The 16,807-nt window shown below is 46.5% G+C and carries 18 protein-coding genes; 13 read left to right on the top strand and 5 right to left on the bottom strand.

Going from position 1 to position 16,807, the window contains the following annotated elements; all coding sequences use genetic code 11:
* Nucleotides 1–148: 148 nt before the first annotated feature.
* From rodA to H3L97_RS07465, 5 genes are read right to left on the bottom strand one after another with little or no spacing between them, the layout of a single operon-like run.
* On the bottom strand, nt 149–1,261 hold the full coding sequence (gene rodA, locus H3L97_RS07485) for a rod shape-determining protein RodA (RefSeq protein ID WP_097114339.1): 1,113 nt from the start codon (nt 1,259–1,261) through the stop codon (nt 149–151).
* Nucleotides 1,258–3,321, bottom strand: a complete 2,064-nt coding sequence (gene mrdA, locus H3L97_RS07480) for a penicillin-binding protein 2 (RefSeq protein WP_097114340.1) — start codon at nt 3,319–3,321, stop codon at nt 1,258–1,260. The genes rodA and mrdA overlap by 4 nt, the downstream gene beginning before the upstream one ends.
* Entirely contained in the window at nt 3,318–3,815 is a 498-nt protein-coding gene (gene mreD / locus H3L97_RS07475) for a rod shape-determining protein MreD (RefSeq protein ID WP_097114341.1), read from the bottom strand. Before mreD ends, mrdA begins: the two co-directional genes overlap by 4 nt.
* 3 nt (nt 3,816–3,818) lie before the next feature.
* Nucleotides 3,819–4,700 carry a rod shape-determining protein MreC gene (gene mreC, locus H3L97_RS07470; RefSeq protein WP_097114342.1) on the bottom strand — a complete coding sequence of 294 codons (882 nt, stop codon included), beginning with the start codon at nt 4,698–4,700 and terminating at the stop codon, nt 3,819–3,821.
* Nucleotides 4,701–4,708: 8 nt separating this feature from the next.
* Entirely contained in the window at nt 4,709–5,755 is a 1,047-nt protein-coding gene (locus tag H3L97_RS07465; RefSeq protein ID WP_097114343.1) for a rod shape-determining protein, read from the bottom strand.
* A 207-nt stretch (nt 5,756–5,962) separates the two neighbouring features.
* Between H3L97_RS07465 and gatC the strand changes: the two genes are divergently transcribed.
* From gatC to H3L97_RS07400, 13 genes are all read left to right on the top strand, one after another.
* Complete coding sequence (gene gatC / locus H3L97_RS07460) at nt 5,963–6,253, top strand: Asp-tRNA(Asn)/Glu-tRNA(Gln) amidotransferase subunit GatC (protein ID WP_097114344.1); 291 nt, start codon at nt 5,963–5,965, stop codon at nt 6,251–6,253.
* Between the two features lie 52 nt (nt 6,254–6,305).
* Complete coding sequence (locus H3L97_RS07455) at nt 6,306–7,247, top strand: surface-adhesin E family protein (protein WP_143269134.1); 942 nt, start codon at nt 6,306–6,308, stop codon at nt 7,245–7,247.
* A gap of 29 nt (nt 7,248–7,276) precedes the next feature.
* A complete protein-coding gene (locus tag H3L97_RS07450) occupies nt 7,277–7,774 on the top strand; it encodes a hypothetical protein (protein ID WP_097114346.1) in 498 nt (165 codons plus the stop codon).
* A 34-nt stretch (nt 7,775–7,808) separates the two neighbouring features.
* Nucleotides 7,809–8,372 (top strand): hypothetical protein, encoded by a 564-nt coding sequence (locus tag H3L97_RS07445; RefSeq protein WP_097114347.1) that lies wholly within the window; start codon nt 7,809–7,811, stop codon nt 8,370–8,372.
* A 40-nt stretch (nt 8,373–8,412) separates the two neighbouring features.
* Nucleotides 8,413–9,006 carry a hypothetical protein gene (locus H3L97_RS07440; RefSeq protein ID WP_097114348.1) on the top strand — a complete coding sequence of 198 codons (594 nt, stop codon included), beginning with the start codon at nt 8,413–8,415 and terminating at the stop codon, nt 9,004–9,006.
* Between the two features lie 91 nt (nt 9,007–9,097).
* Nucleotides 9,098–9,613: a DUF4240 domain-containing protein gene (locus H3L97_RS07435; RefSeq protein WP_179655828.1), complete on the top strand. Its 516-nt coding sequence runs from the start codon at nt 9,098–9,100 to the stop codon at nt 9,611–9,613.
* Between the two features lie 72 nt (nt 9,614–9,685).
* Nucleotides 9,686–11,134 (top strand): Asp-tRNA(Asn)/Glu-tRNA(Gln) amidotransferase subunit GatA, encoded by a 1,449-nt coding sequence (gene gatA, locus H3L97_RS07430; RefSeq protein ID WP_097114350.1) that lies wholly within the window; start codon nt 9,686–9,688, stop codon nt 11,132–11,134.
* The gene (locus H3L97_RS07425) at nt 11,110–11,259 is read left to right on the top strand and encodes a hypothetical protein (protein WP_179655829.1); all 150 of its coding nucleotides are present in this window, start codon (nt 11,110–11,112) and stop codon (nt 11,257–11,259) included. Before gatA ends, H3L97_RS07425 begins: the two co-directional genes overlap by 25 nt.
* On the top strand, nt 11,253–13,364 hold the full coding sequence (locus H3L97_RS07420) for an ATP-binding protein (RefSeq protein WP_097114351.1): 2,112 nt from the start codon (nt 11,253–11,255) through the stop codon (nt 13,362–13,364). The genes H3L97_RS07425 and H3L97_RS07420 overlap by 7 nt, the downstream gene beginning before the upstream one ends.
* Nucleotides 13,365–13,417: 53 nt before the next feature.
* The gene (locus H3L97_RS07415) at nt 13,418–13,813 is read left to right on the top strand and encodes a response regulator (protein ID WP_097114352.1); all 396 of its coding nucleotides are present in this window, start codon (nt 13,418–13,420) and stop codon (nt 13,811–13,813) included.
* Between the two features lie 40 nt (nt 13,814–13,853).
* Nucleotides 13,854–14,504, top strand: a complete 651-nt coding sequence (locus H3L97_RS07410) for a histidine phosphatase family protein (protein ID WP_097114353.1) — start codon at nt 13,854–13,856, stop codon at nt 14,502–14,504.
* Nucleotides 14,505–14,576: 72 nt separating this feature from the next.
* Nucleotides 14,577–16,010, top strand: a complete 1,434-nt coding sequence (gene gatB, locus H3L97_RS07405; protein WP_097114354.1) for an Asp-tRNA(Asn)/Glu-tRNA(Gln) amidotransferase subunit GatB — start codon at nt 14,577–14,579, stop codon at nt 16,008–16,010.
* Between the two features lie 102 nt (nt 16,011–16,112).
* A complete protein-coding gene (locus H3L97_RS07400; protein ID WP_097114355.1) occupies nt 16,113–16,769 on the top strand; it encodes a MarC family protein in 657 nt (218 codons plus the stop codon).
* Nucleotides 16,770–16,807 lie beyond the last annotated feature (38 nt).

Here is a 16,807-nt window from a genome sequence, read left to right as displayed (position 1 = left end):
TCAAAAATACGCGCCAATGGGTGGCATTGACGCGCATTTTTTCCTTGAATTTGACGATTTTGCCTGAAAAACCAACTTCGCGCCCAAATTGTCATTAGCCCCTAGCTTGATTAAAAAAGGCAGATAAATCATCTGCCTTTTTGATTGCCTATTTTTGCCGACTTTGATACGAAATGCCCATCAACAAAGCAAAAATCGTCATGATGGACAATGTTGCCGTACCGCCATAACTCACAAGCGGCAATGGCACGCCCACCACAGGCAAAATACCGCTTACCATGCCCATGTTCACAAAAGCGTAGCAGAAAAACGTCATCGTCAATGCGCCAGCCAAAGTGCGGCTGTATAAAGTGGGGGCTTTCGCGGCGATGTACAAACCCCGCGCCACAATCAGCAAATACATCAACACCAGCAAAATATTGCCAATCAAACCAAACTCTTCGCTGTACACCGCAAAAATGAAGTCGGTGGTGGATTCGGGAATGTAATCCAAATGCGTTTGCGTGCCTTTCAGCCAGCCTTTGCCCCACACGCCACCCGAACCAATGGCAATCATGGATTGCAAAATGTGATACCCTGCCCCCAAGCGGTCTTGGGTGGGGTCAAGCAAGGTCAGAATGCGGGTTTTTTGATAATCGTGCAAACCATAAAGCCAAATCACAGGCAAAGACGCGGCAAAACCAATAATGGACGCAAACAAGGCTTTCCACGGCAAACCCGCAAAAAAGATGACAAACAAACCCGATGCCATGATGAGTGTTGCCGTACCCAAATCAGGCTGCTTCAAAATCAAAGCCCCTGGCACCAACACAATCAACAAAGCCACCACATAATGATACCAACGCATGGTCATTTCATAACGCTGAAAATACCACGCCACCATCATCGGCAAGGCAATTTTCATGATTTCAGACGGTTGCAAACGAATGAAACCCAAATTCAGCCAGCGTGTTGAGCCATTGACCGTAATCCCAAAAAAATGCACGCCCAACAACAACATCACGCCCAACAAATAAGCAGGCGGCGCAAAATTGCTCAACACCTGCGGACGAATCCGCGCCACCAGCCACAGCAACACAAAACCCAATATGGTGTGCAAGGTTTTGTTGCGCAACTGCCCAATGTCCTGACCATCGGCAGAATACAGCAAAAACATGCTCATCACATAAATCACAAGCATGGCAAAAAACAGCCATGTGTCCATGGGTTCCCAAATCAATCGCTTGATTCTATTGAGAAAGTTATTTTCGTATGGTGTCATTTTGCGGTGTCTGTTTTCTGAATGGGTGATGCAGGCTGCGATGCCGCTTGCGCTTTTGCCCAAGCACGATAAGGCGATTCAGGCAGGTGGTGCGTTTTGCTTTGTGCGCCAGCCAACAAAGGATTGGCAGTGAATTTTGCGCCTTTCACGTCTTTGCTCAATTTGTCTTGCTGTACCAGCAGCAGGTAAAAATCGCTCAACTGACGCGCCAACGGTGCGGCTTTTGCGCCCCAACCTGCGTTTTCCAAAATCACCGCAATGGCAATTTGCGGTTTTTCAACAGGGGCAAACGCGATGAACCACGCATGGTCGCGATGGATTTCTTTTAAGGCAGCCGCATTGTAGGTTTTACCCTGTGCAATTTGCACCACCTGCGCCGTACCCGTTTTGCCACCCATGCTGTATTTCAAGCCACCGCCAATTTTGCGTGCCGTACCGCTGCGTATCACTTTTGCCATCGCGTTTTTCAAATAAACAAAATTGTCATCTTTAAAAGGCAATTCGCGTTCAGGCTGCGGTTCAATCACGGTAATGGTTTGATTTTCATGATTCAAAATTTCTTTAACCAAATGAGGGCGATACACCGTACCATTGTTTGCCAAAATTGCCGTGGCATGAGCCATTTGCAAAGGCGTGTAGGTGTTGTAGCCCTGACCAATGCTCACAGGCACCATTTCCGCAATATTCCATTTGCGGCGATTTTCAGGCAGCTTGGCAAAGCGTTTTTCTTTCCACTCGGGGCTGGGCAACACGCCACGATATTCATTGGGCAAATCAATGCCCGTTTGCTCGCCCAAACCAAATTGTTTCAAATAAGGGTGGGTTTTTTCAATCCCCAACTCAAAGCCCAATTTGTAGAAAAACGTATCGGAAGAAACCTGAATCGCCTTACTCAAATTCGCTGAACCATGCCCACTGCGCACCGAATCGCGGAACAAATGTGAAGTCCCTGGAATGCTCCACGCCCCTGGTGCTGGCACCACGGAATGTTGCGTGATTTTGCCGCTTTCCAGCAAAGCCATGCCCATAAACGGCTTGAATGTGGAACCTGGGGGATAGAGACCTTGCGTAACGCGGTTAATCATGGGTCGTTGCCAATCGGTGTTCAGCTTGTTCCACGTTTCGCCATCAATGCCATCAATAAACAAATTGGGGTCAAAGCCAGGCTTGGAAACAAATGCCAATACACCGCCTGTTTGTGGGTCTATTGCCACCATTGCGCCGCGTTTGCCCGCCATCAGGCGGTCGGCTTCTTGTTGCAAACGAATGTCCATTGCCAAACGCAAGGTTTGCCCTGTTTTGGCAGGCTGCGATTTAATCACGCGAATGATGTTGCCAGCCGCATCGCGTTCCACTTCCTGATACCCTGGTAAACCATGCAGTTGCGTTTCGTAAAACGATTCCAAACCTGTTTTGCCAATGTGGGTTGTGCCACGATATTGGTAGCTCAAATTGTTTTCAGCCAGCACTTTTTGGTCGCGGTCGCTGATTCGCCCAATGTAGCCCAAAAAATGTGCCGTTAAATGCCCAAATGGGTATTCGCGGAAGGTACGCGCATTGATTTCCACGCCTTTAAAACGGTACAACTGCGCCGCCAAACGCGATGCTTCATCGGGCGTAAGGCGAAGTTTTAATGGAATTTTTTCATAAGAACGGTATTCGGCACGAAATTTTTTGAAACGCGCCAAATCCGCATCGCTCAATTCAACATAGTGGCGCAAAGCGGCAATGGTGTCGTCCACATCGCTTTCCAATTCGCTGGGAATCAACTCCAAAGAATAGGCTGGATAATTGTGTGCCAATACCACGCCGTTTTTGTCCACCACTTCGCCGCGAATTGGCGGTGTGGGAATGAGCGTGATGCGATTGCTGGCTGCCTTAACCACATAATCATCGTGGCGTATCACTTGCAAATACACAAAATTGCCAATCAAACCCGCAAACAGCAGCACCATAAACACAAACGCCACCACCAAACGCAAAGTGAAATCACGTTGCAAAATTTGTGCGGCGCGTGTGCTGCCCTTCATTTCGCGTGGGATTTTCCAAGCTGGTCTCATCGCTGTTTCCGTTTGTTGTGAATCAGGGCGTGCATGATTTTGTTGAGAATGGGCCAAATAATCGCCCCCAACACAGGCGCAAGCAAAATCAGCCAGCCTGAAAAACGCTGCTCATTCAAAAAACGAATGCCCACCAATATCAACTCATTGCCCAACAATGCCAACAGCACCAACACCGTTTGAAAACCATAATTGAACATCACAAATTGATGATGATTGGCAATAATCAAATAAGCCGAAATCATGTATGCCAAAGAATGTGCGCCCAATGGCGAAACCGTGCCAATGTCCACCAACAAGCCAACAAAAAACGCCACGCCAATGTTCACCGACTGCGGACGATTGATGAGCCAATAAATCAAAATCAGAGCGGTAAATTCAGGCAACCAATACAGGCTGCCTGAAAAGGGGATAAAGTCAAGAATCATTGCCAACACAAAACTGCCAAAAATCAGCTTGTTGGGCAAACGATGGTAAGAATCTTCGTAATTCATGTTTTATTGAACTGGGGTTGATGCACCGCTTGCGCTGGGTGCCGATGCGCTTTCAGGCTGCCAAACGGGTTTTTGTGGCAAAACCAACACATATTTGCTGCTGCGTAAATTCGCCATGGCTTGCAACTGAACGCGATAATAAGGCGTACCCGCATTGCGGCTGGTTTGCGTAACCCGCGCCACAGGAATGCCAGCAGGATAAATGCTGTCCAAACCCGATGTAACCAAAATGTCGTTGGGTTCCAAATCCGCATCGGTGGGGAAATAACGCAACACCAAATTGCCACCACCGCCATAAATCAGGCTGCGTACCCCCGTGCGTTCAACCATAACGGGAATCACCACCGTGGTATCGGTCAGCAGGCTAACGGCAGCACTTTTGGGGTGCAATTGGGTAATTTGTCCAACCAAACCGCCTTCGTCCACCACCGCATCGCCTTGCGCCAAATCATCTTGGCTGCCCTTATTAATCACAATGCGATTGGATAAAGGCTCACGCCCACTGGACACCACTTCGGCTGTGGTGGTGGCAACCATACCAAATTGTTGCAAACCTGCCAAATTTTTCAGCTCATGCAATTCACGCAACTGCAAAGCGGCTTGTCGTGCCGCCAAAGTCAAACGCGCATTGTCGGCGGTTAGACGTTGGTTTTCTTTCAGCAAATAATCTTGCGATTGAAAAAAATTTTCAAAATATTCATAAAATTCAATGGGTTTATTCGCCACCCATTGAATCGGATAAAGCAAGGTCGCGGCATATTTTTTGCCTTGATGCACGCCCGTGTAGCGATTATCCAACACCAAAAGCACAATGGAAAGCGCACCCAATACCAGCAATTTGGTAATGGGCTTAAAGCCACGCTGCGAAAAAGAAGAATGCGACATAATTCAATTTATGGATTGGTAATGAAAACGGAATTGAGTTTACCAATCATGTCCAATGCTTTACCTGAACCACGCGCCACGCAAGTTAATGGGTCATCGGCAATGGTTACAGGCAGCCCTGTTTCTTCTGCCAGCAAACGGTCAAAGCCTTTGAGCAATGCACCGCCACCTGTTAAAACCAAACCGCGCTCGGCAATGTCTGCGCCCAATTCGGGTGGGGTTTGTTCCAAAGTATCGCGCACCGATTGCACGATTTGGGAAATGGGGTCTGCCAAAGCCTCCAACACTTCGTTTGACGTGATGGTAAATGAACGTGGCACACCTTCTGCCAAGTTGCGCCCTTTCACTTCCATTTCGCTCACTTCTGCACCTGGGAAAGCAGAGCCTATGCGTTTTTTGATTTCTTCGGCAGTGGATTCGCCAATCAACATGCCGTAGTTGCGGCGCACATAATGCACAATGGCTTCATCAAAAGCATCGCCCCCCACGCGCACCGATTGCGAATACACCACACCTGATAGGGAAATAATCCCCACTTCGGTGGTGCCGCCGCCAATGTCCACCACCATTGAACCTGTTGGGTCTTCAATGGGCAAACCTGCGCCTATGGCTGCTGCCATGGGTTCTTGAATCAAATACACGCTGGACGCGCCTGCTGATTGCGCGGCACTGTAAATGGCGCGGCGTTCCACTTGGGTTGCGCCACATGGCACGCAAATCACAATGCGTGGCGATGCCGCCCAACGGCTTTTGTTTACTTTGCGGATAAATTCTTTCAGCATGCGCTCGGTAACGCTGGAATCGCCAATCACGCCGTCTTTCATGGGGCGCACGGCTTGAATGGCACCTGGGGTTCGACCCAACATTTTTTTCGCATCTGCACCCACCGCCAAGGTCAAACTTTTGCCGCTGCCTGACGGGTCCATTTGCATGGCAACAACAGATGGCTCATCAAGCACAATGCCTTTGCCTTTGATGAAAATCAAGGTGTTGGCTGTACCCAAATCAATTGCCATATCATTGGAAAAATAGCGCGCAAAGAAACGGAAAAACATAAAAAAATTCCAAAAATTATTAAAATTCAAATGATTTAATAAACAATATTACCTGTTTCAGGCTGCCTGAAACAGCATGGGCAAACCACAAAAATCATCTCGCCCAAATCGTGTTTTCGGTTATAATTCCGCGTTTAGCGAAAAGTAAGTTCGCAATGATACCTTACATTTAGCAAATTGCCAAAATCAAATTTCAAAGGAATGATGATGTCGCTCACTTTAAACGATGTTGAAAAAATCGCCAAACTGTCGCGTTTAACCTTAAACGACACGGAAAAAGCCGCCACTTTGGATAAACTGAATGCGGTTTTCAATTTGGTGGAAAAAATGCAAAGCGTGAACACCGATGGCGTTGAACCCATGTCGCACCCACACGAAGTGGCTTTGCGTTTGCGCGATGATGTGGTTACGGAATCTGACCGCGCCGAACAATATCAAGCGGTTGCGCCTGATGTTCGTCAGCGTTTGTACATTGTGCCACAGGTGATTGAAGATTGATTTCAGGCAGCCTGAAACCGCATTTTATCAATTAATTGAATTGTTTAATACCATGAAAAAACCATTTGTTTTATTGACTTGCTCGGCATTTATCCTTTCAGGCTGCCAAATCATGACTGAAACCGAAACCACCACCCGCACCACCTATTCGGATTTGTGGACTTCTGCCGAAGTGGCGGCTGATGAAAGCATACACACACCGCCAGCTGCCACCGTCAATCCCGACAACGACCCCAATCGCATTTTGACCAGCAAAACCGAATCGGGCAATCGGGAATATTTGTTCGCCGACAGCATTAAACAAGACAATGGCAAAATCATGGCATTGATTGAATATCGCTATGCCCACACGCAAAAATTGCCGTCTAATGGTTTGCTCTATACGCACAATCATTGGTTTGAAGAAATTGATTGTGCCAATAAAATCCGTACCGTTCTCACCACCACGCACTACAATGCACAGGGCGAAATTGTGGACGCAAACGAATACCCCAGCCCCAAACTCACGCCCGCACAAATGAAATTGTTGGCGCAACCCGATGATGGCGTGATTAAAGAAGTGTGTCAGCGCGTGGGACAAAACAAACCTGCTGCCCCTGCGGTTTCAGGCAACCCTACAGCTACCCCACCAAGCAATCCACCCACCAGCACACCCAACGAAACGGGCGAATCGCCAACGGCAAACAACCCCATTGCACCCCAAGCCGCCAGCGAAACGGCTGCCCCCCAACCCACACCCAAAGAAAACAAACGCAAGAAAAAAGACAAAAACAAACCCAAACCAGCCGAACCCACCAACAACAAAAACGGCGAAATTGATTTTATCCAAAAAGGCAAACAAGAAACCCCAACCACCCAACAGCCTGAAAACCCACCTGCCAACGAAGTGGAAGAAAAAGGGGAAACGGAAACATCATCGCCAACGCACCATACTGCGCCAGCACAAGATGAATTGCCACCCGATTTTTGGACGATTGGCGCACCCAAAGAATGATGTTTCAGGCAGCCTGAAAGTGGAAAATCATGTTTAATGCGCTCTTCAATGAGATTACCAAAGGGATTATGATGCTGTTTGCTTTGCCGCAATTATCGCAACACACATTTTTATACGAGCAAAACGGCAACAAATTTTATTTACAAAACAGCAGCATTATTCTCCAACAGCACCCCATTTACACCTATGCCATAGTACGCGAACAATTTGCACAGCCCACTATTGCAGCAAATGATGTAAACGAATGGCAAAATCCCAACAAATGGGTGGATTACGAAAAACACCACCATGCCATTGATTGTCAAAATAAAGTCATTTGGTCATTTGCCACCAGTCGCCACAGTGCAAGCGGTTGGCAAATTGAGATTTTGCCCAATGAATTGACATCATACCCACCACTTGAATACGACCATTTGATGAACGGCAATGAGCGCGATGGGCTACATGACAGCCAATTAAATCAGCAGCAAAAACAAAAATATCGCGATGAACACAATCCGATTATTCGGGCTGTATGCGTGGCGTAAAAACCGTTTTCAGGCAGCCTGAAAGGTTAAAATCATGAAAAAACACATATTGATGAGCGTGTTCGCCCTATTATTCAGCCAAAGCATTTACGCGGAAACACGGATAAACAAAGATTTGGACGCAGACGGCAAATCCGACCGCGTTTGGCTGCAAAATGATGTGTTGCACATCAAATTATCCAGCCAAAACAAAGTTATCGCCGAACACAATGTTTGCGATGAACCACCCCAGTTAAAAAATGCGCGTGTTGGTTTTATCATCTCGTGCGATGCGATGAGGCACGGCAGTAGTTTTCACTACGCCTACAACCCCACTAACGGCAAAATGCAATACATAGGCTACGATTTTTGGGCTTTGGGCAACGCCGCCAATGACGGTGCAGGTCAAGACAGTTTAAATTTAAAAACAGGCGATTATGTTGCCCAATGGCGTTTGCGCGATACAAAAACAGGCAAATTGCGCGACCACCACATTAAAACACGTTTGCCCAATATTCAGCCGATTGACATTCAGCACCCCGAAATTCATCAAGAATGGCTGATGATTTTTGAAACCATTAATCAAGAAAGATTGCGCCACAAATTGCCCATTCATTAAGTAAAATAACGGTTTCAGGCAGCCTGAAAGGTTTTCCACCATGAAAAAACTTTTATTGATAAGCACATTTTTGTGTTTACTTTCCCCTGTCGCTTTGGCGGCACCAGCCGATTGGTCGGGCTTGTTCAAACCATGGGAAAAAGGTTGCGATACCAGTCCAGCATTGAGCGCGTTTACAGAAAGCATGGGCGTCAATATCAAAGCAAATGGGCAATTAACAAATGGACAATTTTATTTGGTAGAAAATTATTTGGTAGCAAACATTAAGCTGCCTGCCCAATACCTCAATCAAGTGGCGCAAAAAGCCAGCGTTCATAAAAAGCAGGACGAACGCCAAAAATACACCTTTAACCAAATCCGACTGTCGCTCAAAGGACATTATTATGGCTTGCCTGTGGTAGATTACAGCCAAACTTTCATAGCGGACGACACCGCAGGTTCGGAATATACTCATCGTTTATTGCTCGATGTGCCGATTGAACAAGCTCGCCGTGTGCTGGCAAACAAATATCGCCCACGCAAACACTTCAATATTGTTTTGGAAGAAGATGAAACCCTGCAAGCGCAATTATTGGATGTGGATAACAACGGCAAATCGCAGACTGTATTAGAGTGCAGCTATATTTATGGCTGATGGGTTTCAGGCAGCCTGAAAACCACAATATCCATGATTCTAAATTTAAAAAAAGAGAATAATCATGAACTTAAAACAAGCAAAAAATTTAATGTCCCAAGCACAATTTTGGATATTGATTGCCCAATCCAACAAAGGCGAAAATCTCTATGAAATGCTCAATGAATTAAGCGATGATGAGATTTTTGGCTTTAAATATTGGTGGAATTATTTTCATAACATCTCTTATAAACAAGATTTATGGGCAGTGGCTTATGTGGTAATGGGTGGTTGTAGCGATGATTGTTTTATGGATTTTCGGGCTTGGTTGATTGCACAAGGTCAAGAAATTTATGAAAACGCCTTAAAAAATGCGGACAATCTCTGTGATATTTTTGATGATATTGAAGATGGCGACATTCCATTGCGCGAAGATTGGGCTATTGCACAAGAAGTGATTGATGAAAAACATGGCGATAACGCATTTGATAAAATGGCAAAAATGTATTCAGATTTGTATTTTAATGACCCAGAACTTGAATTTGAATGGGACGAAGATGATGAAAATACCATTCGTAAAGTTTGCCCCAAAACTTTTGATAAATGGTGGGAAAACGATAAATTTTAAATTGGCTCAACCTTTCAGGCAGCCTGAAACTTTTTTAATTATTTTTCAATACTTTATTAACGAGAAAAAACCATGCCCACTTACACCTTAAAACAAGCCAGCGAATTATTGCAAAGCAAAAAAATCTCCGCCACCGAATTGGCAAACGAATATTTGAACGCGATTGACACGCAAAATGCCGCCATCAACGCCTACATCACGCTGGACAAAGACAAGACGCTTGCCGAAGCCGCCGCCGCAGACGCACGTTTGGCACAAGGCAACGCCCACGCGCTCACAGGCGTACCCATTGCTTTTAAAGACATTTTCTGTCAAACAGGCTGGCGCACCGCTTGCGCGTCCAAAATGCTGGACAATTTCATCTCACCCTACACCGCCACAGTCGTGCAAAACGTGTTGAATGACGGCATGGTAACGCTCGGTCGCGTGAACATGGACGAATTTGCCATGGGTTCCACCAACGAAAGCTCATTTTATGGCGCAACGCACAATCCCTTTAATGTTCAACACGTTGCAGGTGGTTCATCGGGTGGTTCGGCGGCGGCGGTAGCAGCCCGTTTAGCCCCTGCCGCTTTCGGTTCGGACACAGGCGGCTCAATCCGCCAACCTGCGTCCCATTGCGGTATCACAGGCTTGAAACCGACTTATGGCGTGGTGTCGCGCTTTGGCATGATTGCCTATGCGTCCAGTTTTGACCAAGCAGGTCCAATGGCGCAAACTGCGGAAGATTGCGCGATTTTGCTCAACAGCATGGCAGGTTTTGACGAACGCGATTCCACCAGCTTGGAACGCGAAAAAGAAGACTATACACGCGATTTAAATCAATCACTTAAAGGCTTGAAAATCGGTTTACCCAAAGAATATTTTACCGCCAACAACAGCGCGGACGTTCAGGCAGCCTTAAACAATGCGATTGAATTATTGAAACAACAAGGTGCTGAATTTGTGGACATTTCTTTACCGCAAACCGAATTGTCCATTCCAGCGTATTATGTGTTGGCGTCTGCCGAAGCCAGCACCAATTTGTCGCGCTACGATGGCGTGCGCTACGGTCATCGCGCCAGCCAATTCAAAGACTTGGAAGAAATGTATGGCAACAGCCGTGCCGAAGGTTTTGGCAGCGAAGTGAAACGCCGCATCATGATTGGTACTTATGTGTTAAGTCATGGTTATTATGACGCTTACTATTTGAAAGCACAGAAATTACGTCGTTTGGTGGCAAACGATTTTCAGGCAGCTTTTGAAAAATGCGATGTGATTCTCGCCCCCAATGCGCCCACCGCCGCACCCAAATTGGGCGAATTAAACAGCGACCCTGTTCAAGCCTATTTGTCTGATATTTATACGATTGCGGTGAATTTGGCAGGTTTGCCTGCGTTGAGTTTGCCAGCAGGTTTCAGCGCAACAGGCTTGCCCATTGGCGTGCAACTGATTGGCAATTATTTCCGCGAAAGCCAAATTTTGGGCGTGGCACACCAAATGCAGTTGAACAGCGATTGGCACACCAAAACCCCAGCGTAATCAATAAAATGTGTTTTTCAGGCAGCCTGAACGTCTTTTGGCTGCCTGAAAACGCACCCACCATTCAGACAGCCCCACAATCACAAACCCACTTGACCAAAACTTTGGGACTGAAACCATGTTGATACAACGTTTAAAAAAAACCACATCAACCGAAAAAGACCCAACAGCAAAAAGCTGGTTAAAACGCTTTCCCACTCGTTATCAACCACTTATTGTTGTTCTTTTGAGCTTATCGTTGATATTGAGTGTGATTTTTGCCGTGCAATATTTTCATTCAAACAAACACGGTCATTTGTCGGCACAAATTGATACTTTGGGCAAGCTCAACACCCACATGCGCCAAATTTGGCTCAATGCCGACACCGCCGACAGCAGAGGCAATATTCCACGCCAACTTGATGATTTGTATCAAGAAACCAAATACACCCACGCCTATTTTGCCGCCTTGCAATCGGGCGGCGAAGTGAATGCGGTCAAAATCAAAACGCTGCCTGAAAGCATACTCAAAAGCGATTGGCAAAACATTGTTTACACTTGGCAAAATTACCAATCAGAATTGGATAAAGATGCAGCCGCCATCAACACAGGTCATCGTGGCGACAAGGCGTTTCACAATTTGGTGATTTATGCGCGGCACGCCGATGACAAATTGCAAGACAGCTTTGACAACATCAACAATATTTTGGTAAAAGAAGCCTTGATTGCCACCACCATCAACAAATCTGCGTCCATTGCGGGTGTGGTGCTGATGGTCATCAGTTTCATCATTTTGATTATTTACATTTTCCGCCAATTACACAAAGACGACCAAGTGCTGAAAACCGCCCATTTGGAAGTGCATGAAATTTTGGATACCTTGTCGGAAGGCTTGTTTTTGTTGCACGAAGATTTTCACATCAATATGCAGCCTTCCAAACGCCTGAAAAGTTTGTTGCCACAATTAACGGAAAATGGGCAAAATTTTTTGGCATTGGCTGGCGAAATTTTGAACAACACGCAAAAATTGAGTGCCACCAAAATGTTTATTGAACAGCTTTACAATCCCCGTGTGGTGGAAAAGCTGATTCACAGCCTCAATCCTTTGGACAAAGTGGAAATCACTTGCCCCAAAAATCCCCATGAAACGCGCATCATCGGCTTTCAGTTTACGCGGATTATGAACGGCAACCACATCGCCAAAGTGCTGGTGAGCGTAAAAGATTTAACCGACAGCGTGCGCATTGAAAACCGCTTGCAACGCGAACAAGAACAAAATGATTTGCAAATTGAAATGATTAGCAAAATGCTCAATGCCGAAGAAAGCATCATGCGCAGCTTTTTGCACATTTCTTTGAAACAGTTGGCGCAAATCAACCAAATTTTGAAACAGCCCAACAACAGCAGCAGCGATTTGAGCGACAAATTGCGCTTGATTAGCCAAGAAATTCACGCATTTAAGGGCGAAGCCAGTATGTTGGACATGAGCGCGTTCAGGCTGGCTGCCGAAGCCTTTGAAGACATGATTAAGGATTTGCACCAGAAAAAACAATTATCGGGCAACGATTTCATTCCTTTGGTTACGGAATTGGACAGCTTGATTGAAAAATTGGCGCAAGCCGAAGAATTGCACCGCAAAATCACGGGTCGCTTAAACAATCCGATTCCCGCCCCCACCGCCGCCAGCGCAACGGATTTGGGCACGATTTTGGGCAAATTTGTGGTCAATATGGGCTACCGCCACAACAAAAACGTGATTATGGAAACGGGCGGCTTGGAATATTTGCGCCAAGAAAACGAAAGTTTCCCTGCTGTCAAAGACATCATCATTCAAATTTTGCGTAATGCGGTGGTGCATGGCATTGAACCTGTGCGCGCGCGTACGCTCAATGGCAAATCCAGCGAAGGACACATTAAGCTGAATGTGTTGCCCCAAGCTGGCAAAATCCGCATTACCATTGAAGACGATGGACGCGGCATTGATTTGGATATGTTGCGCAACAAAGCCTTGGAAATGAAATTGGCAAACGCGGAAGAAATCAAAAAATGGAGCGACAATCAATTGTTTTCGCTCATTTTCCGTCCCAATTTTTCCACTTTGCCCGAAGGCGAAAACCACGAAGATGGCGGTCGCGGCATGGGCATGGACGTGGTGCGTTCGCGGATTAAATCGCTCAATGGCAACATTGGCATTCAAACGCAGGCTGGGCAATATACGCGCTTTACGATTGTTTTACCCTTTGACAAATAAGCATTTTAAGGCGATATGCCATTGATGTATTTTGATGTATTAGAGATAAAAAAATGAACGCTGCAACACATAAACTGTTAATTGTTGATGATTCCAATGTGATTCGCAATAAAATTGAACGCGATATTCAAGCTGGGCATTTGTCGGGCTTGCAAGTGATAGGCAAAGCCAAAGATGGGCGCGATGCCTTGGATTTGTTCCGCCGACACCAGCCCGATTTTGTAACCATGGATTTGACCATGCCCAATATGGACGGCTTGTCGTGCATACGCAATATGATTGCGATTAACAGCAACATCAACATTTTGGTGGTATCGGCATTGGCTGATGAACACAGTGGTTTGCTGGCTTTGCAATATGGGGCGCGTGGTTTCTTGCAAAAGCCATTTAGCGATTATGAATTGTTGCAAGCGGTAAAAGAAATGATGGCGCAACCGATTGTGCAGTAATGGTTTTCAGACTGCCTGAACACATGATTTAGAGAAGATAATGAAACAAATCTACCTAATCCGCCACGCGCAAAGTGCTGCCAACGCAGGCAAAACCAGCGACACCGTAACCCACACCAACGCCAAAATTCCCATTACCGAATTGGGGCAACAGCAAGCGGAGCAATTATCCATTTGGTTACGGCAAAATATTGAAAATGTGCATGAAATTTTCGTTTCGCCCTATTTGCGTACCCAGCAAACCGCCGCACCTTATGTGCAAGCCATACACATGCAACCCACCATTTTGCCCAATTTGCACGAATTTAATTATCTGTCTTTCGCCAATATTCAAGGCAAAACGTTTCAAGACGTGAAAACACAATCGGAACACTATTGGGCGTTGAACGATGTGGACTTCAGAGATGGCGATGATTGCGACAGTTTCGCGTCATTTTTCCAACAAATCAGCGATGTTCGCCGATATTTTTCGGCAAAAGACGATGGTGTGTATGTGGTGTTTGGGCATGGTTTTTGGATAGGCGTGTTGTTGTGGCAACTGATTGGGCGATATGCAGACAGCCTGAATATGACAAAATTTCGTGAATTTGAATTATTGGTGCGCCCGAAAAATACCGATGTGTATTTGTGGCAAATGGATAATCAAATAGAAAGCATTGCCAAAGTGCGAAATGCCAATGATGATGTTTAAAATATTTCAGGCAGCCTGAAAACAAAATTTTTCAAATAATTTAAATCTTTAAATCAACAAGAAAGACAAAAAATGACTTGGGAAACCGTAATCGGACTGGAAATCCACGTCCAACTCAACACCAAATCCAAAATTTTCAGTGGCACCAGCACCGCCTTTGGCGCAGAGCCAAATGCCCACGCCAGCGTGGTGGAATGCGCTTTACCAGGGGCATTGCCCGTGATGAACCGCGAAGTGGTGGAAAAAGCGATTAAACTCGGCTTGGCACTCAACGCGCAAATCAACCGCAAAAACGTGTTTGACCGCAAAAACTATTTTTATCCTGATTTGCCAAAGGGTTATCAAATCAGCCAGCTTGCCTTGCCGATTGTGGAACACGGCAAATTGGACATTGTGGTTGGCGATGAAGTCAAAACCATCAACGTAACCCGCGCCCACATGGAAGAAGACGCAGGCAAATCCGTCCACGAAGGCTTGAATGGCGCAACAGGCATTGATTTGAACCGCGCTGGCACACCGCTTTTGGAAGTGGTTTCCGAACCCGAATTGCGCTCGGCAGCCGAGGCAGTCGCCTACGCCAAAGCCTTGCACGGCTTGGTAACGTGGTTGGACATTTGCGATGGCAATATGGCGGAAGGCTCGTTCCGCGTGGACGCGAATGTGTCGGTGCGCCCCAAAGGTCAAGCGGAATTTGGTACACGCCGTGAAATCAAGAACTTAAACTCATTCCGCTTTTTGGAACAAGCCATCAGCTACGAAGTGCAAGCGCAAATTGAAATTTTGGAAGATGGCGGCAAAGTGCAACAAGCCACCATGTTGTTTGACCCCGAAAAAGGCGAAACGCGCGTGATGCGCCTGAAAGAAGACGCGCACGATTACCGCTATTTCCCCGACCCCGATTTGTTGCCCATCATCATTTCGGACGCGCAAATGGACAAAGCCAAATCGCAAATGCCTGAATTACCAAAAGAAATGGCAGCGCGTTTTGTGGCAGATTTTGGCGTGAGCGAATACGATGCGCGTTTGCTGACCAGCTCGCGCGTTCAGGCTGCCTTTTTTGAAACGGCTGCCACGCAATCCAACGGCAACGGCAAATTGGTGGCAAACTGGATAAATGGCGATTTGGCATCTCGCTTGAACAAAGAAGGCATTGATTTGCAAGACAATCCGATTACGGCAAACCGTTTGGCGGATTTGGTGAAAAAAATTGCCGATGGCACGTTGAGCAGCAAATTGGCAAAAACCGCCTTTGAAAAAATGTGGGAAGAACCCGATGCCAGCATTGAGCAAATCATTGAAAAACACGGTTTGCAGCAAATGACGGACACAGGCGCGATTGAGGCGATTGTTCTTGAGGTCATCGCCAACAATGCCAAAGCGGTGGAGCAATTCAAGGCGGGCAATGAAAAGGCGTTGAACGCGATTGTCGGTCAAGTGATGAAAGCCTCCAAAGGCAAGGCAAATCCGACTGCGGTGCAGGATTTGGTGAAGGCAAAATTGGCGTAATTGCGTTAAAATTTGTTAAAAAAACATTTCAGGCAGCCTGAAAAGCCGTTACAATGCTTTTTCAGGCTGCCTGAACCGTTTTTTAATACAAGGAAAAATGCGATGAGTCCCGATATTGCCAAAATCATTTTATCGTTTATTGTGCTGATTAACCCATTTAGTGCGTTGTCCTTATTCCTTGATTTAACACGCAATTACAGCAAACGCGAACGCCGCCAAGTGGCGCAACTGGCTTCGTTGAGCGTTTATATTGTGATTATTGTGTTTGCGCTCACGGGGAATTGGCTGCTGAAAGTGCTGGGCATCAGCGTTGGGGCGTTTCAGGTGGGCGGTGGGATTTTGGTGTTTTTGATTGCGATTTCCATGATGAACAGTGGCAACAATTCCGCCAAACCCGACATCGGCACCAACGAAAGCAATGAAATCACGATTAAACATCGCCCCCAAGCCAATGTGGGCGCGATTGCGGTGGTGCCGCTTGCCATTCCGATGATGATTGGACCGGGGGGGATTTCTACGGTGGTGATTTACACTTCTACCGCGCATTCGTTTAATGATTTAATCAATGTGCTGGTGGCTGGCGGTGTGATTGCGCTGATTTGCTTTATTTGCCTGATGTTGGCGGTGAAAATAAGCGGCTTGCTTGGCGAAACGGGTTTGACCATACTCAATCGGATTATGGGCATGCTGTTGGCGGCGGTGGCGGTGGAAATTGTGGTGGCGGGTTTGAAAGCCTTGTTCCCGATGTTGGTTCACTGATTGATTGGCAAAAGGGCAGATATGCAATCTGCCCCAAC

Source organism: Alysiella filiformis (assembly GCF_014054525.1).
GTDB classification, from domain to species: Bacteria; Pseudomonadota; Gammaproteobacteria; order Burkholderiales; family Neisseriaceae; genus Simonsiella; species Simonsiella filiformis.
Note: the sequence above shows the minus strand (reverse complement) of the source record. Positions and strands in the feature narration are given on the sequence as shown.

Bases quoted from the DNA above. Each gene is read 5' to 3' on its own strand.
- H3L97_RS07400 (WP_097114355.1), top strand. From the start codon at position 16,113: ATGAGTCCCGATATTGCCAAAATCATTTTATCGTTTATTGTGCTGATT.
- H3L97_RS07450 (WP_097114346.1), top strand. From the start codon at position 7,277: ATGTTTAATGCGCTCTTCAATGAGATTACCAAAGGGATTATGATGCTG.
- gatC (WP_097114344.1), top strand. From the start codon at position 5,963: ATGTCGCTCACTTTAAACGATGTTGAAAAAATCGCCAAACTGTCGCGT.
- H3L97_RS07410 (WP_097114353.1), top strand. From the start codon at position 13,854: ATGAAACAAATCTACCTAATCCGCCACGCGCAAAGTGCTGCCAACGCA.
- gatA (WP_097114350.1), top strand. From the start codon at position 9,686: ATGCCCACTTACACCTTAAAACAAGCCAGCGAATTATTGCAAAGCAAA.
- mrdA (WP_097114340.1), bottom strand. From the start codon at position 3,321: ATGAGACCAGCTTGGAAAATCCCACGCGAAATGAAGGGCAGCACACGC.
- rodA (WP_097114339.1), bottom strand. From the start codon at position 1,261: ATGACACCATACGAAAATAACTTTCTCAATAGAATCAAGCGATTGATT.
- gatB (WP_097114354.1), top strand. From the start codon at position 14,577: ATGACTTGGGAAACCGTAATCGGACTGGAAATCCACGTCCAACTCAAC.
- mreC (WP_097114342.1), bottom strand. From the start codon at position 4,700: ATGTCGCATTCTTCTTTTTCGCAGCGTGGCTTTAAGCCCATTACCAAA.
- H3L97_RS07445 (WP_097114347.1), top strand. From the start codon at position 7,809: ATGAAAAAACACATATTGATGAGCGTGTTCGCCCTATTATTCAGCCAA.
- H3L97_RS07440 (WP_097114348.1), top strand. From the start codon at position 8,413: ATGAAAAAACTTTTATTGATAAGCACATTTTTGTGTTTACTTTCCCCT.
- H3L97_RS07420 (WP_097114351.1), top strand. From the start codon at position 11,253: ATGTTGATACAACGTTTAAAAAAAACCACATCAACCGAAAAAGACCCA.
- H3L97_RS07415 (WP_097114352.1), top strand. From the start codon at position 13,418: ATGAACGCTGCAACACATAAACTGTTAATTGTTGATGATTCCAATGTG.
- H3L97_RS07455 (WP_143269134.1), top strand. From the start codon at position 6,306: ATGAAAAAACCATTTGTTTTATTGACTTGCTCGGCATTTATCCTTTCA.
- H3L97_RS07465 (WP_097114343.1), bottom strand. From the start codon at position 5,755: ATGTTTTTCCGTTTCTTTGCGCGCTATTTTTCCAATGATATGGCAATT.
- H3L97_RS07435 (WP_179655828.1), top strand. From the start codon at position 9,098: ATGTCCCAAGCACAATTTTGGATATTGATTGCCCAATCCAACAAAGGC.
- mreD (WP_097114341.1), bottom strand. From the start codon at position 3,815: ATGAATTACGAAGATTCTTACCATCGTTTGCCCAACAAGCTGATTTTT.